General features: G+C 70.5%; 14 protein-coding genes. 12 read left to right on the top strand and 2 right to left on the bottom strand.

Going from position 1 to position 14,991, the window contains the following annotated elements; genetic code table 11:
• Positions 1-2 precede the first annotated feature (2 nt).
• The 8 genes from hslU to Q8X39_RS17775 all read left to right on the top strand — a co-directional run bounded on the left by hslU (position 3) and on the right by Q8X39_RS17775 (position 5,361).
• Positions 3-1,379, top strand: coding sequence for an ATP-dependent protease ATPase subunit HslU (gene hslU / locus Q8X39_RS17810; RefSeq protein WP_305751039.1), 1,377 nt, complete (start codon positions 3-5; stop codon positions 1,377-1,379).
• Between the two features lie 126 nt (positions 1,380-1,505).
• A complete protein-coding gene (locus Q8X39_RS17805; RefSeq protein ID WP_305751038.1) occupies positions 1,506-1,949 on the top strand; it encodes an SRPBCC family protein in 444 nt (147 codons plus the stop codon).
• A gap of 7 nt (positions 1,950-1,956) precedes the next feature.
• Positions 1,957-2,580, top strand: a complete 624-nt coding sequence (locus Q8X39_RS17800; protein ID WP_305751037.1) for a DUF2238 domain-containing protein — start codon at positions 1,957-1,959, stop codon at positions 2,578-2,580.
• A 1-nt stretch (position 2,581) separates the two neighbouring features.
• Positions 2,582-3,391 (top strand): hypothetical protein, encoded by an 810-nt coding sequence (locus Q8X39_RS17795; protein WP_305751036.1) that lies wholly within the window; start codon positions 2,582-2,584, stop codon positions 3,389-3,391.
• Positions 3,388-3,804: a PH domain-containing protein gene (locus Q8X39_RS17790; RefSeq protein ID WP_305751035.1), complete on the top strand. Its 417-nt coding sequence runs from the start codon at positions 3,388-3,390 to the stop codon at positions 3,802-3,804. The genes Q8X39_RS17795 and Q8X39_RS17790 overlap by 4 nt, the downstream gene beginning before the upstream one ends.
• A 104-nt stretch (positions 3,805-3,908) precedes the next feature.
• Positions 3,909-4,508 (top strand): hypothetical protein, encoded by a 600-nt coding sequence (locus tag Q8X39_RS17785; protein WP_305751034.1) that lies wholly within the window; start codon positions 3,909-3,911, stop codon positions 4,506-4,508.
• Between the two features lie 30 nt (positions 4,509-4,538).
• The gene (locus tag Q8X39_RS17780; protein ID WP_305751033.1) at positions 4,539-4,943 is read left to right on the top strand and encodes an iron chaperone; all 405 of its coding nucleotides are present in this window, start codon (positions 4,539-4,541) and stop codon (positions 4,941-4,943) included.
• Positions 4,944-4,956: 13 nt separating this feature from the next.
• Positions 4,957-5,361 (top strand): putative signal transducing protein, encoded by a 405-nt coding sequence (locus Q8X39_RS17775; protein ID WP_305751032.1) that lies wholly within the window; start codon positions 4,957-4,959, stop codon positions 5,359-5,361.
• A gap of 22 nt (positions 5,362-5,383) precedes the next feature.
• Here the strand turns inward: Q8X39_RS17775 and Q8X39_RS17770 are convergent, their stop codons facing one another.
• Positions 5,384-6,175 (bottom strand): type III pantothenate kinase, encoded by a 792-nt coding sequence (locus Q8X39_RS17770; RefSeq protein WP_305751031.1) that lies wholly within the window; start codon positions 6,173-6,175, stop codon positions 5,384-5,386.
• A 139-nt stretch (positions 6,176-6,314) separates the two neighbouring features.
• A complete protein-coding gene (locus Q8X39_RS17765) occupies positions 6,315-6,842 on the bottom strand; it encodes a hypothetical protein (RefSeq protein WP_305751030.1) in 528 nt (175 codons plus the stop codon).
• Positions 6,843-7,424: 582 nt separating this feature from the next.
• Here Q8X39_RS17765 and icmF point away from each other — a divergent pair.
• The 4 genes from icmF to Q8X39_RS17745 all read left to right on the top strand — a co-directional run bounded on the left by icmF (position 7,425) and on the right by Q8X39_RS17745 (position 14,990).
• The gene (gene icmF / locus Q8X39_RS17760) at positions 7,425-10,715 is read left to right on the top strand and encodes a fused isobutyryl-CoA mutase/GTPase IcmF (RefSeq protein WP_305751029.1); all 3,291 of its coding nucleotides are present in this window, start codon (positions 7,425-7,427) and stop codon (positions 10,713-10,715) included.
• A gap of 95 nt (positions 10,716-10,810) precedes the next feature.
• Complete coding sequence (locus Q8X39_RS17755) at positions 10,811-12,835, top strand: peptidylprolyl isomerase (RefSeq protein WP_305751028.1); 2,025 nt, start codon at positions 10,811-10,813, stop codon at positions 12,833-12,835.
• Positions 12,836-12,943: 108 nt separating this feature from the next.
• Positions 12,944-13,111, top strand: coding sequence for a hypothetical protein (locus tag Q8X39_RS17750; protein ID WP_305751027.1), 168 nt, complete (start codon positions 12,944-12,946; stop codon positions 13,109-13,111).
• 166 nt (positions 13,112-13,277) lie between these two features.
• Positions 13,278-14,990, top strand: a complete 1,713-nt coding sequence (locus Q8X39_RS17745; protein WP_305751026.1) for an NAD(P)/FAD-dependent oxidoreductase — start codon at positions 13,278-13,280, stop codon at positions 14,988-14,990.
• The last annotated feature ends 1 nt before the right edge of the window (position 14,991 follow it).

The raw sequence follows: 14,991 nt of genomic DNA, 5'->3' as shown, positions 1-14,991 counted from the left end.
CCATGGCCCTGACCCCGCAAGAGATCGTCGCCGAACTCGACCGCCACATCGTCGGCCAGCACGGCGCCAAGCGCGCCGTCGCCATCGCGCTGCGCAACCGCTGGCGTCGCCAGCAGGTCGACGGCGCGCTGCGTGCCGAGATCACGCCCAAGAACATCCTGATGATCGGCCCGACCGGCGTCGGCAAGACCGAGATCGCGCGCCGGCTGGCCCGCCTCGCCGATGCGCCCTTCATCAAGGTCGAGGCGACCAAGTTCACCGAGGTCGGCTACGTCGGCAAGGACGTCGACAGCATCGTGCGCGACCTCATCGAGAGCGCCATCAAGCAAGAGCGCGAGCGCCAGGTCGTCGCGCTGCGCGGCCGTGCCGAGGACGCCGCCGAGGACCGCATCCTCGACGCCCTGGTGCCGCCGCCGCGCAGCGCCGCGCGCGCACCCGACAGCCTGTTCGGCTTCGCCGCCGAGCCCGCCCCTGCGCCCACGCCGACGCCCGACAGCACCGCCCGCCAGGTCATGCGCAAGCGCCTGCGCGAAGGGGTGCTGGACGACAAGGAGATCGAGATCGACCTGGCCGACGCCAAGCCCACGCTGGACGTGATGGCACCCGCCGGCATGGACGGCATGGCCGACCAGCTCAAGGGCCTGTTCGCGCAGATGGGCCAGGGCCGGCGCACGACCCGCAAGGTGAAGATCGCCGAGGCCCGCCAGCTGCTGGTCGACGAGGAAGCCGGCAAGCTCGTCAACGAGGACGAGATCCGCACCCGCGCCGTCGCCAACGCGGAGCAGAACGGCATCGTCTTCCTCGACGAGATCGACAAGGTTGCCAGCCGCAACCACGACGGTGGCGGCAGCGGCGCCGAGGTCAGCCGCCAGGGCGTGCAGCGCGACCTGCTGCCGCTGGTCGAGGGCACGGCGGTGCAGACCAAGCACGGCCTGGTCCACACCGACCACATCCTGTTCATCGCCTCGGGCGCCTTCCACCTGTCCAAGCCCAGCGACCTGATCCCCGAGCTGCAGGGCCGCTTCCCGATCCGCGTCGAGCTGCAGGCCCTGTCGGTCGAGGACTTCGAGGCCATCCTGACCCGCACCGACGCCAGCCTGATCAAGCAGTACCAGGCCCTGCTGGCGACCGAGGGCGTGACGCTGGAGGTGGCCCCCGACGCCATCCGCCGCCTCGCCCAGATCGCCTGCGACGTCAACGAGCGCACCGAGAACATCGGCGCGCGCCGCCTGTCGACCGTGCTCGAACGCCTGCTCGACGAGATCAGCTTCGACGCCCCGGCCCGCGCCGGACAGACCGTCACCATCGACGCGGCCACGGTCGACGCCCGCCTGGCGGACCTGGCGGCGAACGAGGACCTGTCGCGCTACGTGCTGTGAGGCTCCAGCGCTGACCTGCGGCGCCACCTTCGGCGCGATGCAGGGCGATCCGGGCGACGGGACCTAGACTGGCCCGCCCGGCGTCCGTCTTCCGGACGCCTCCACGCCACGACCGGAGACCCTGAGATGCCCAACACCATCCGCCTGCACCGCGTCCTCAAGGCCCCGCCCGAGCGGGTCTACCGTGCGTTCCTGGATGCGGATGCGCTGGTCAAGTGGCTGCCGCCGCATGGCTTCACGGCCCAGGTGCATCACCTCGATGCGCGGGTCGGCGGGTCCTACCGGATGTCCTTCACCAACTTCTCGAACGGTCAGAGCCAATCCTTCGGCGGCGAGTACCTGGAGCTGGTGCCGCACGAGCGCATCCGTCACACCGACGTGTTCGACGACCCCAACCTGCCCGGCACGCTGACCGTCACGCTGAGCTTCCGGAAGGTCTTCTGCGGCACCGAACTGGACGTGCTGCAGGAAGGCATCCCGGACGTGATCCCGGTCGAGGCCTGCCACCTGGGCTGGCAGGAATCGCTGACGCTGCTGGCCCAGCTGGTCGAGGCCGAGATCCCGGGCTGACGCGCCGATGCCCGCCACGCCCTCGGACCGCACGCTGCTCGTCGCACTCGCCGTCATCGCCGGCCTGCTGGCCTGGTCCGGCGCCTCACCCTTTGACCGCGCCACCCGGTGGATGGAGGTCGCACCGGTGCTCATCGCCGTGCCGGTGCTGGTGGCGACCCGGGCGCGACATCCGCTGACCACGCTGCTCTATGTCGGCATCTTCGTCCACGCGGGCGTGCTGATGCTGGGCGGGGCCCACAGCTATGCGCGCGTGCCGCTGGGCTTCCAGATCGCCGACTGGCTGGGCCTGCAGCGCAACCCCTACGACAAGATCGGCCACTTCATGCAGGGCCTTGTGCCGGCGCTGGCCGCGCGCGAGATCCTGATCCGAGGTCGCCATGTGCAGGGCGGCCGCATGCTGTCCTTCCTCGTGGTGTGCATCGTGCTGGCCATCAGCGCGAGCTACGAACTCATCGAATGGGGCGCGGCGCTGGCCCTGGGCCAGGGTGCGGACGAGTTCCTCGGCACGCAGGGCGATCCGTGGGACACCCAGTCGGACATGTTCTTTGCGCTGATCGGCTCGGTCTGCGCGCTGGCCCTGCTGTCGCGCCTGCACGACCGGCAGCTCGCCGGCCTGCCGAACCGCTGAGATGGCCGTCGTAGCCGCCGACGCGCATCAACGGATCGAACTCGCCGCGCTGAACAACGCCTGCTGGTGCCAGGCGGTCTGCGCTGCCCATGGCGCGGGCGGCGTGATCGGCCGTGACGCCTGGCTCACGCCACACCCACCGCCCCCGTTCCATTCCAGGCTGGTGACGATCGCGGCCGACCTCGGCCGCGACGCGCTGGACGCCCGGCTCGCCGAGCTGTCATCAACCGCCCGTTCGCCGGACTGGACGATCAAGGACAGCCACGCCGCCTTCGACCTCGGCCCGGCCGGCTGGGACGAGCTGTTCAGCGCGGACTGGACCTGGCGCGAGCCACGGCCCGACTGCGCGGTGCTGGCGGCGCCGGTCGTGCGCCTGATGGCACCGCGCGACCGACTGCGCTGGGAAGCCGGCTGGCACGGACTGGACTCGGAAAGGAACGCTCCGCCCGAACTGCCCTGGCGCCAGTTCCCGGACGCCGTCTGGGACGATCCCGCCCATGCCTTCCTCGGCCGCCTGGATCGGCACGGACGCATCGTCGCGGGTGCCATCGCCAACCGCTCGCCGGGCGTGGTCGGCCTGTCCAACCTGTTCGTGTGTTCGGGCGATCCGGCGCAGGCGTGGGTCGAGCTGGCGGATGCCGCGGCTGCGGCCTTTCCCGGCCGCCCGTTGGTGGGCTACGAACGGGGCGAGGACCTGCACCTGGCGCGGGCCGCCGGTTTCGAGGAACTGGCCCCGCTGCGGGTCTGGCGACGGCGGCAAGCTGATAACCTGCCCGCCCCAACCTCCCCACCCCAAGCTCTTCCACCATGACAAGCTACGTCGAAGGCGCCCTGGTCCAGGACGAGAGGATCGTCCACATGGGCCGCATCAGCCTGTGGTCGCTGGCCCACCTGCTCGCCCTGGGCGTGCTGCTGCTGCCGGCCTTCGGGCTCGGGCTGATCTTCCTGGTCAAGGCCTGGGTCCGCTACCGCACGACCGAGCTGGCCGTCACGACCCGCCGCGTGATCGTCAAGTCGGGCCTGATCCGGCGCAGCACCGTCGAGATCAACATCAACAAGGTCGAGAGCATCCAGGTCGACCAGGACATCCTCGGCCGGATGTTCAACCACGGCACGCTGATCATTGCCGGCGCCGGCAACCCGCAGGCGCCGATCGCCGGCATCTCCGACCCGATGGCCTTCCGGCGCGCCTTCATCGAGGCCCAGGAACAGATCCAGCCCTGAGCGCATCTCCTGCCTTCGCGGTCAAACCGAAGGGGATGAACCGCAGCCGGTGCCGTGTGGCTAGCCCCGATGCGGCTGTCATGGGGCTCTGCTGCAATGCCGGCATGACTCCTCTTCGTCACGTGTTCGGCCTGTTGGGCGCCTCTGCCGCCCTGCTCCTCGGCGGCTGCGCCTCGACGCAGGTCGCATCGACCGGTGAACTCCTGCGCGGACCGCTGTGCCAGCGCGGTGCGCCCCCGCTGTCGGCGCAGATCTACTGGGCGCCGCAATGGCGCGTCGACCAGAAGGAGCCGATGCGGCGCGAGGCCGCCGCGCTGCGTGGCATCCAGGACTTCGTCGCCCGCACCGACTGCCTGGCCGTGCGCGGCATCCACCGCCTGTCGGCCACCCAGCCGCTGTCCAACGATGCCGAGCTGCAGCGCCTGCCCGGTTCCGGGCCGGATGCACCGGACCTGCTGCTGCTGGTGGTCGTGCGCGAGCTGGGCCCGCGCATCGAGATCGGCCTGCCGTGGGTGCTCGAAGGTGGCACCGAGGCCAGCATCGATGTCCGGGTGGTGGACACCCGCACATCGACCCGCCTGGCCCATGCACAGACCCTCTGGCGCAATGGCGGCCGCTGGGTCATCAAGGGCGTCGACACGCTGGACCAGGACATGAGCGCAGCGCTGACCGCCACGCTGATGCCCGCACCCTCGGCGCCCTGAGCCCGGCCCACGCGCCCCGCGAGATCGGCGATGAACCTCGACCCGGATCCGTCTCCGATCGACGCCTACATCGCCGCCCAGCCCGAGGCGGTCCGGCCGCTGCTGGAGCAGGTCCGCGCGGCCGTGCGGCGGGCTGCGCCGGAGGCCCGTGAAGTCATCAGCTACCGCATCCCGGCCTTCCGCCAGCAGGGCGTGCTGGTCTATTTCGCCGGCTTCAAGCACCACATCGGCTTCTACCCGCCGGTGCGTGGCGATGCCGCGCTGGAACGGGAGGCCGCGCCCTACGCGGGCGAGAAGGGCAACCTGCGCTTCCCGCTCGACCAGCCGCTGCCGCTGGACCTGATCGAGCGCATCACGCGGCTGCGGCTGGCGCAGGACAAGGCGCTGGCCGCGCAACGCCCGTCACACCGCACCCGCAAGGACAGCGCCACGTGACAGGATCGGGCGCATGGACAAGCAAGCCGGCGACTTCGTGCGCATCGCCACCTGTGCCACGCCGACCGAGGCGCACCTGATGCAGGGCATGCTGGCCTCGGTCGGCCTGAGCGCCCGCGTGGCCGACGCCAATTTCATCCAGGCCGACCCGTGGATGACGCAGGCCGTCGGCGGCGTGCGGGTGCTGGTGCCGGCCGACGAGGTCGATGCGGCGCGGCGCGCGCTGGCCGACTACGACGGCGGGGCGCTGGCCTTGCCCGACGAGGACCCGGACGACACGCCGACCGCATCGGTCCAGCGGCCCGATGCCAGCCGCCTGCTGCCAGCCGGTGCCTGGCGCTGGGGCTTCGTGCTGCTGGCCCTCGCCGTGGCCGCCGGGCACCTGGCACGCAGCTGGTTCGCGCACCGGCCGCCCTGAAGCGTCCGGCCAGCGCCGTCGTTCAGATCGGCACCGCCAGGCTGCGTTCGCGGGCCAGGCGCAGCAGGCCCTCGAAGACCAGCGTGTCGACCACCTCGATCTCGCGGTCGTGCAGGATCTGCGCGAGCTTCACCGCCGCGCCGCCGCTCATCAGGATGCGCGGGGCGACGCCGCAGCGCAGCGTCAGCTGGCGGTGCATGCGCTCGACCGCGCCGGCGATGGCGCTGGCGCCACCGCTCATCAGCGCGTCGCTGGTGTTGGTCGGGAAGTCCTGCACCTCGCCGGTCGGCACGCGCAGGCCGGCGGTGCCGGATTCCAGCGCCTTCAGCATCAGGCCGAAGCCCGGCAGGATCAGGCCGCCGAGGAAACAGCCCGACGGGTCCAGCGCATCGACCGTGACCGCCGTGCCGACCATCACGACGACGGCCGGCGGCACCGGCTGGCCCTCGGGCGTGGCCGCCTGCAGGCGGGCGCGGGCCCCGACCATCGCGACCCAGCGGTCGCTGCCCAGCCGGCTGGGGTGCTCGTAGCGGTTGATGATGCCGCCGCCGGTCGCCTGCGGGACGACCCACTGCGGCGTCAGGTCCCACAGCTCGAGCTGTTCCTCGACCCGTCGCCGCACCGCGTCACCGGCGACGACGCAGCCCAGCATCGCGACCGGCGCGGGCAGGTCGGCCCAGTCGCTGTCGGCCAGCTGGTCGATGGTCTCGAGGAAGACGGCGCCATGCGCCAGCAGCGTCGCGCCCGGTGCGGCGGCGTCGTACAGGCCCCACTTGAGGCGGGTGTTGCCGATGTCGAGGGCGAGAAAACTCATGAAAGGCCGCAGCGGTGGGATCGGTCCGGGCCGGTCAGGACGACCACCCGGGCGGGGCCGCGATCGTAACGGGCGGTCGGTGAGTGCCTGCTGCGGGGCTGTCCCGCTGACGGACAGGCGACGCGCGTGCTAGCCCGGATCAACCGGCCAGCAGGCGCTCGACCTGCGAGATCAGCTGGCGCGCCTCGGCCAGGTGCTGCGGCCGCGCCAGCCGGGCCTGGACCTCGGGCAGCAGCGCCATCAGGTCGCGCCGGTTGCGGGTGCGCCGCACGCGCAGCAGCGTGACCGCGCCGCTGACCGGCGCCTGCGACAGCAGCGCCTGCTGGATCAGGCTGCGCGCACGCGCCAGGCTGCCGTCGTCATCGGCCAGATCGGCCAGCTGGGTGTTCGACAGCGGCGGCGCGAGGCCGATGGTGTCGAGCAGGTCGGGGCGGGAGCTGTCGGGCTGGACCTGCGAGGCCGGGTGCGACCAGCCGGCCGGCTCCTCGGCCACCTGCGGCATCGGCGCACATTCCACGATTAGGCCCAGGGCCAGCAACTCGTCCAGGTAGCCCCGCGACACGCCTTGCTGGCGGGCCAGCCGGAGCACCTCGTCGACATCGCGCCGACCATCGACCAGCAGCAGCATCGAGCGATGACGCTGCGACAGGCTGCGCTGACTCGCCACGAGCTCGGCATGACCGGCTGCCGTCTTGCACGGAATCCCCAAGGTGTCCCCTCGCGCTGATGGCCGCTCGGCCCGGGCTGGCGCAGGCGGCGGCCGGATTCTGCGCCGTTTTGACACCCCCGAACGGATGAGGTTCATGCCCCGAGCGTCGACGATGCCCGGACGCCACGCACAGTTCAGGTTCATCAGAATCGGACAAGGGCTGGACAAAAAAGCGGCGTCGCGATCGTTGATCCGACCACAGGCCTTGCGACCTGCCGCCGGGACGATCGGACGCCGTTGTCCAAAATGTCCCACCTAGCGAGACCACCGTGAGGCAGTCTCCACCGGGATATTGCACGTCGCGTGCCAGGTGCGCGGGCCCTGCCAGGCGTGACGGGCATCACGCCAGATGGCCCGGCCCGGGCGCGGCGCACCGAAGCGCATCCTCGGCAACGACCGGAAGCCGACACGGCGCACCAGGAACGTGCGGCGAACCCGCGTTCATCCCCGGGCGATCACCATGACGTTTACGTAAACGTCAATCTAGAATCGGTTTCCACCCGCACCGTCCGCCGCCCGGACCACCCCACGGAGACCCGCATGACCCAGCTCAGCGCCGACTACCAGGCCCTCGCGACCTACCGCCCGACCCAGAAGGTGCGTTTCGTGACCGCCGCCAGCCTGTTCGACGGGCACGACGCCGCGATCAACATCATGCGGCGCATCCTGCAGGGCATGGGCGCCGAGGTGATCCACCTGGGCCACAACCGTTCGGTCGACGAGGTCGTGACCGCCGCGCTGCAGGAAGACGCCCAGGGCATCGCGGTCAGTTCCTACCAGGGCGGCCATGTCGAGTACTTCAAGTACATGGTCGAGCTGCTGCGGGCCCGCGGCGGCGGCCACATCCAGGTCTTCGGCGGCGGCGGCGGCGTGATCGTGCCGGCCGAGATCCGCGACCTGGCCGCGCACGGCGTGCGCATCTTCAGCCCGGAGGACGGCCAGCGCATGGGCCTGCAGGGCATGATCGGCGAGATGGTCATGCGCTGCGACGTCGACCTGTCGCCGCACGCGCCGACGGACGTCGCCGCGCTGCAGGGCCACACCGAGTCGGCCTGGCGTGCGCTGGCGCAGCTGGTCACCGCGCTCGAGAACGGCAAGGCCGACGCGGCCCTGCAGGAGGCCGTGCGCGGCGCCGCGAAGGCGAACGCCGCGCCGGTCATCGGCATCACCGGCACCGGCGGCGCGGGCAAGTCCAGCCTGACCGACGAGCTGATCCGGCGCATCCGCCTGGACCAGGACGACCGCCTGCGCATCGCCGTCATCAGCATCGACCCGTCGCGGCGCAAGAGCGGCGGCGCGCTACTGGGTGACCGCATCCGCATGAATGCGACCGGGCCCTGGCGCCAGGGGGCACGTGTCTACATGCGCAGTCTGGCGACCCGCGACACCGGCAGCGAGATCAGCGCGGCGCTGCCCGACGTGCTGGCAGCCTGCCAGGCGGCCGGCTTCGACCTGATCGTGGTCGAGACCTCCGGCATCGGCCAGGGCGACGCGGCGATCGTGCCGCTGGTCGACGTGCCGGTCTACGTCATGACGCCCGAGTTCGGCGCGGCCAGCCAGCTCGAGAAGATCGACATGCTCGACTTCGCCGAGTTCGTCGCCATCAACAAGTTCGACCGCAAGGGCGCGGCCGATGCGCTGCGCGACGTCGCCAAGCAGGTGCAGCGCAACCGCGAGGCCTTCGGCCTGCGGCCCGAGCAGATGCCGGTCTTCGGCACCATGGCCAGCCGCTTCAACGACGACGGCGTGACGGCGCTCTACCAGGCCCTCAAGGCCCGCCTGATCGAGCGCGGCATGGCGCTGGCCGACGGCAGCCTGCCGCTGGTGGACACCCGCCACAGCACGCAGCAGACGCCGGTGGTGCCCGGCGCGCGGGTGCGCTACCTGGCCGAGATCTCCGACACGGTGCGCGGCTACAAGGCCCGCGCCCACGCCCAGGCCCGGCTGGCGCGCGAGGTCCAGCAGCTGCGCGCGAGCGCCCGCATGCTGTTCGAGGCCATCCCCGAGAAGCACCGCGCCCGCGACGCCGTCACCGACCTGGCGACCCAGCGCGAGGCCCGGCTCGACGCCGACGCCCGCAAGCTGCTGGCACAGTGGCCGCAGATGCAGGCCGCCTATGCCGGCGACGAGTACGTCGTGAAGATCCGCGACAAGGAGATCCGCACCCAGCTGACCCACACGACGCTGAGCGGCAACAAGGTCCGCAAGGTCGTGCTGCCGACCTACGAGGACCACGGCGAGATCCTGAAGTGGCTGATGCTGGAGAACGTGCCCGGCAGCTACCCCTACACCGCCGGCGTGTTCGCCTTCAAGCGCGAGGGCGAGGACCCGACCCGCATGTTCGCCGGCGAGGGCGACGCCTTCCGCACCAACCGGCGCTTCAAGCTGGTCAGCGAGGGCATGCCGGCCAAGCGCCTGTCGACCGCCTTCGACTCGGTCACGCTCTACGGCAACGACCCGGACCCGCGTCCGGACATCTACGGCAAGGTCGGCAACTCGGGCGTCAGCATCGCCACGCTGGACGACCTGAAGGTGCTCTACGACGGCTTCGACCTGTGCTCGCCGACGACCAGCGTCAGCATGACGATCAACGGCCCGGCGCCGACGATCCTGGCGATGTTCATGAACACCGCGATCGACCAGCAGCTGGCGAAGTTCAAGGCCGACAACGGCCGCGAGCCCACCGACACCGAGGCCGCCAAGATCCGCGCCTGGGTGCTGGCCAACGTGCGCGGCACGGTCCAGGCCGACATCCTCAAGGAAGACCAGGGCCAGAACACCTGCATCTTCTCGACCGAGTTCAGCCTCAAGGTGATGGGCGACATCGCCCAGTACTTCGTGCACCACGACGTGCGCAACTTCTACTCGGTGTCGATCAGCGGCTATCACATCGCCGAGGCCGGCGCGAACCCGATCAGCCAGCTCGCCTTCACGCTCAGCAACGGCTTCACCTTCGTGGAGGCCTACCTGGCGCGCGGCATGCACATCGACGATTTCGCGCCCAACCTGAGCTTCTTCTTCTCCAACGGCATGGACCCGGAATACACCGTGCTGGGCCGGGTCGCGCGGCGCATCTGGGCCGTCGCGATGAAGGAGAAGTACGGCGCCAACGAACGCAGCCAGAAGCTCAAGTACCACATCCAGACCAGCGGCCGCAGCCTGCATGCGCAGGAGATCCAGTTCAACGACATCCGCACGACGCTGCAGGCGCTGATCGCGATCTACGACAACTGCAACTCGCTGCACACCAACGCCTTCGACGAGGCCATCACCACACCGACTGAGGAGAGCGTGCGCCGGGCCATGGCCATCCAGCTCATCATCAACCGCGAGTGGGGCCTGTCCAAGAACGAGAACCCGAACCAGGGCGCCTTCGTGATCGACGAGCTGACCGAGCTGGTCGAGGAAGCCGTGCTGGCCGAGTTCGAGAAGATCGCCGAGCGTGGCGGCGTCCTGGGCGCGATGGAGACGGGCTACCAGCGCAGCAAGATCCAGGAAGAGTCCATGCACTACGAGATGCTCAAGCACACCGGCGAGTACCCCATCATCGGCGTCAACACCTTCCGCAACCCGCATGGCGAGCCGGTGCCCGAGCACATCGAGCTGGCCCGCTCGACCGACGAAGAGAAGCAGTCGCAGCTGCAGCGCCTGGCCGACTTCCATGCCCGCCACGCCACCGAGTCGCCGGCCCTGCTGGCCCGGCTGCAGCGGGCGGTGATCGAGAACCAGAACGTCTTCGAGGTGCTGATGGACGCGGTGCGCTGCTGCTCGCTGGGCCAGATCACGCACGCGCTGTTCGAGGTCGGCGGACAGTACCGGCGCAGCATGTGAGGCCCGGCGCCGGGGCGCCTGCTCACTCAAACCGGTAGGCGACCCACAGCGATACGGCATTTCGGGGCGGGGGGCTTTCCTGCATCTTCGGCGGGATGACCGATCCCCACCCCCAAACGACCGTCCGCGTGGCGGCACATGCGGCCCAGGCTGCCAACGCCGCGTTCCTGGCCCTGCTGCTGACGGCCTGTGGCGGCGGCACGCAGCCGAGCGCCGCCCCCGGCGACGGCAACCAGCCCGCCGATGCGGGCGCACCCCAGGTCACGGCCCTGCAGATCGGCGCGCCGGTCGACGGCCAGGTCACGCTGCGGGCCGTCGCCACGGACGATGTCGGCGTCAGCGGCATCTGCTTCCGATCTGACGCGACGGCACCGGATGCCGGCGACGCCTGCTTCCAGGACGCCACCGAGACCGTGGTGACCGTGCCCTCCACGCACCAGACCTGGCGCGCCTACGCCCGCGACGCGGCCGGCCATGTCAGCGCCCCGTTCGAGCGCTTGCTGGACCTGCAGGCACCGGTCGTGACGGCCTTGGCGCCGCTCGCCTTGGCCGGTGGTCAGGTGAAGGTGCGCATCACCGCATCGGACTCGCACGACGTCAGCGCGGTCTGTCTGCGCACCGACACCGACGTGCCGCTCGCCACCGATGCCTGTTTCACGGCCGGCGACACGGTTGGCGTGGCGGCAGCGGTCGGCTCGGCCAGCTACCGCGCCTATGCCCGCGATGCCTCGGGCAACGTCAGCGCCGCATTCGCCGGCAGCCTCGATGCGTATGCCGCGCTGGACACGGGCCTGCCCGTCGTCACGGGCATCACGTCGACGCGTCAGCCCGATGGCCGGTACGCCCTGACCGCCACGGCACGAGACGAGCACGGCGTGTCGGGCGTGTGCTTCCGGACGGACGCGGCGATTCCGGCGGCCACGGATGCCTGCTTCCAGGCCGATCCGTTCGTGGCGCCGGCACCGGCGACCTTCCAGACCTACAAGGTCTATGCGCGTGACAACGCCGGCCAGGTCAGCAGCGCGTTCGATCACACGCTGGATGTCGTGCCGCCGGTGGTGCAGGCGGCGATCACGACCGACATCGGGCCCACCCTGGTGACCGTGCGGATCGACGCGCAGGATGCCCATGGCGTGAGCGCCGTCTGCCTGCGTCTGGCCAGCGAGTCGGCACCCGCCGCGTCGGACGCCTGCTTCGTCACCGGGCCGATGGTCACCGTGGGCAAGCCGATCGATTTCAAGCGCTACCTGGCCTATGCCCGCGACGCGGCCGGCAACGTCGGTGCGGCGCTGGCCTACACGCTGGACATGGCGACGCCTTCGGTGCTGTCGGTGACCGCCAGCGCACCGTCCAACGGCAGGGTCACGCTGACGGCCAAGGCGGTCGACAGCGTCGGCGTGACGGGCTTCTGCCTGCGCAGCGACGAGACCGTGCCGACAGCGGGCGATGCCTGCTTCACGGCGGTCACGGCCAGCCAGACCGCCAGCTCGACCTTCCAGCAGGCCATGCCGACGACCCCGACCACCTACAAGGTCTACGCCCGCGATGGCGAAGGCCATGTGAGCGTGGGCAGCCCGCTCTCGCTGGGACAGTGCACCGGCTCGTCCGGGCCATTGCCCAAGGTCTGCTTCCTGACCAGCCTGGGCGATTTCCTGATCGAACTGGACAACGTCCATGCGCCGGTCTCCTCGGCCAACGTGCTGCGCTACGTCAACGCCGGCTTCTACGACGAGACCCAGTTCCACCGCATCATGAGCGGCTTCATGGTCCAGGGTGGCGGCTACACGGCGGCCGGGCAGGTGAAAACACCGGCCTTCGACCCGATCGCGCTGGAGAAGACCACCACCACTGGCCTGTCGAACACGATCGGCACGGTGGCGATGGCCCGCACCAGTGCGGCCAACAGCGCGACCAGCCAGTTCTTCATCAACGTGGTCAACAACGCGTCGACGCTGGACGGCAGCACGGGCTCGGACGGCTATGCGGTGTTCGGCCGCGTCATCGGCGGCATGGACACCACGGTGCAGATGCTGCGCAAGGTGCCGGTGCAGCTCAACGGCTCGGAGCTGAGCAAGCCGACGGATCCGCCAAGAATCCTGCGTGCCACCCCGCTGAATTGACCCGCCGGACGGGCCTCGAATGGCCCGTCGGCCGTTTTGTGGCCTAATCGAGGGTTCGCGGGTCTGCTGCACTCGCTCTTTTCACCTCTTCAGACCCCGGAGCCAGTCATGGGCAACAAGATCATCACCGAAGCCGACCGCAAGGCCACCCCCCGTCCCGCCGCCCCCGTGGGCGTCGCCTTCACCGCGCCGCATGGCCAGAAGGTGAGCCTGGAGCGTGGTTCGCACACCCGCTCGAAGAAGAACCCGGGCAAGCGCGCGAAGAAGGGTGGCTAAGCCCGGACACGAACCGTCCTGAGGACGGTTCGTACCTGGCGCAGCGGTTCCGCTCTGCGGAACCGTGGGTGCGGTGGTAGTCAACCCGCCCGACCTCCATGACGGCCACACGGCCGTCTTGTCGTTTCTGAAGCGCCCTTTCCGGGGCCTCCCGCCCGATCCGCCCATGATCCGAATCACCGAACTGCGCCTGCCGCTGGACCATGCCGAGCCGGACCTGCGCGCCGCCGTCGTCGCGCGGCTCGGGCTGGCGCAGGATGAGGACCTGGCCGACCTCAGCGTCTTCAAGCGGGCCTACGACGCCCGCAAGAAGACCGCCATCGTGCTGATCTACACGGTCGACTGCACCTTGGCCGACGGTCTGGACGAGGCGGCGACGCTGGCCCGCTTCGCGGGCGATCCGCACGTCAAGCCCAGCCCGGACACCGGCTACCACTTCCTCGGCCACGCGCCGACCGACTTCGGCTCGGGCGACGGCCCGCTGCGCCCGCTGGTGATCGGCTTCGGCCCCTGCGGCCTGTTCGCCGCGCTGATCCTGGCGCAGATGGGCCTGCGCCCGATCGTGCTGGAGCGGGGCAAGGTCGTGCGCGAACGCACCCAGGACACCTGGGGCCTGTGGCGCCGCCAGCAGCTCGAACCCGAGTCGAACGTGCAGTTCGGCGAAGGCGGCGCCGGCACCTTCAGCGACGGCAAGCTCTGGAGCCAGATCAGCGACCCGCGCCACCTGACGCGCAAGGTGCTGACCGAGTTCGTCAAGGCCGGCGCGCCCGACGAGATCCTCTTCGTCAGCAAGCCCCACATCGGCACCTTCCGCCTGGTCAGCATGATCGAGAAGATGCGCGCCGAGATCGAGTCGCTGGGCGGCGAGATCCGCTTCCGCCAGCGCGTCACCGACCTGCAGGTCGAGACCGATGCGAAGGGCGTGCGCCATGTGCGCGGCGTGACGCTCGAATCGGGCGAGCAGATCCGCGCCGACCACGTCGTGCTGGCGCTGGGCCACAGCGCGCGCGACACCTTCGCGATGCTGCACGGCCGCGGCGTCGCGATGGAGGCCAAGCCCTTCTCGGTCGGCTTCCGCATCGAGCATCCTCAAGGCGTGATCGACCGCGCGCGCTTCGGCCCGAACGCTGGCAACCCCATCCTCGGCGCCGCCGACTACAAGCTGGTGCACCACGCCGGCAACGGCCGCTCGGTCTACAGCTTCTGCATGTGTCCGGGTGGCACGGTGGTGGCGGCGACCTCCGAGCCGATGCGCGTCGTCACCAACGGCATGAGCCAGTATTCGCGCAACGAGCGCAACGCCAACGCTGGCATCGTCGTGGGCATCAACCCGCAGGACTACCGCCAGGACGGCCGCCACGACGGCCCCGTCAGCCCGCTGGACGGCATGGCCTTCCAGCGCTTCTGGGAGTCGCGGGCCTACGAGCTGGGCGGCGGCGGCTACATCGCGCCGGGCCAGCTGGTCGGTGACTTCATCGGCAACGCCCGCAAGGGCCGGCGCGGCCAGGACTTCGGCGACGTCATGCCGTCCTACCAGCCGGGCGTGAACCTGACCGACCTGAGCGAGCCCGGCCGCGAGAGCCTGCCGACCGATGTGCTGGCCGCGATCCGCGAGGCCCTGCCGGCCTTCGAGCGCCAGATCCGCGGCTTCTCGATGCACGACGCGGTGCTGACCGGCGTCGAGACCCGCACCTCGTCGCCGCTGCGCATCAACCGCGGCCGGGACCACCAGAGCCTCAACACCCGCGGCCTCTACCCGGCCGGCGAAGGCGCGGGCTATGCCGGCGGGATCATGTCGGCCGGCGTCGACGGCATCGAGGTGGCCGAGTCGGTCGCCCGCACCATCCTCGGCCTACCTGCCCTGCCGGAACGCGGCTGAC

Source organism: Leptothrix discophora, assembly GCF_030705305.1.
In the GTDB taxonomy this organism is placed as follows: Bacteria; Pseudomonadota; Gammaproteobacteria; order Burkholderiales; family Burkholderiaceae_C; genus Sphaerotilus; species Sphaerotilus discophorus.
This window is presented reverse-complemented; position numbering and strand designations above follow the sequence as displayed.